The organism is Collinsella sp. LCP19S3_D3, assembly GCF_052121455.1.
Lineage (GTDB): Bacteria > Actinomycetota > Coriobacteriia > Coriobacteriales > Coriobacteriaceae > Collinsella.
Window position 1 is genome coordinate 1 of record NZ_JBQKEF010000066.1, and the last position, 497, is coordinate 497.

General features: G+C 70.6%; 1 protein-coding gene. It reads right to left on the reverse strand.

What is annotated here, in order from left to right:
* Positions 1 to 407: IS3 family transposase (locus ACTQXM_RS09065; RefSeq protein ID WP_441547653.1), on the reverse strand; the 407-nt coding region annotated here is incomplete at its 3' end.
* Positions 408 to 497 lie beyond the last annotated feature (90 nt).

Consider the following 497-nt stretch of genomic DNA (forward strand, 5'->3'; position numbering starts at 1 on the left):
ACCTTGAACTCGGTGACGTCGGTGCCGAGCTTCTGCCACGGCCCCTCGGCGCCGAAATCCCTCGCGATGACGTTCTCGAACGTGCTCCCCACGAGCCCCCTGTAGGAGCTGTACCGGCGGCGGGAGCCCCGGCGGCGTATCGCGCACCGGATGCCCATCTCGCGCATCATCTTGAGCACGGTCTTGTCGGCCACGACCGCGCCCAGCTCGGCGCGCAGGCACATGGCTATCTGCCGGTGCCCGCAGCCGTTGGCGGTGCGCGAGAATATCTCGGCCGCGGCGTCGCGCAGCTCGGGCCTGGTCGGCCTCCGCGGGTGCGCCAGCGCGTAGTAGTAGGTCGACCTCCTGAGCCCCGAGCACTCCAGAAGGTGGCGCAGGGAGTGCCCCTCCGCCCTCAGCGCCCTCACCGCCTCGGCCGCCGCCCTGGTCAGAGCCCGTCCCGCTCGACCAGGGCGCGCAATTTTTTTAGGTAGGCGACCTCGGCCTCGAGCCTGCGG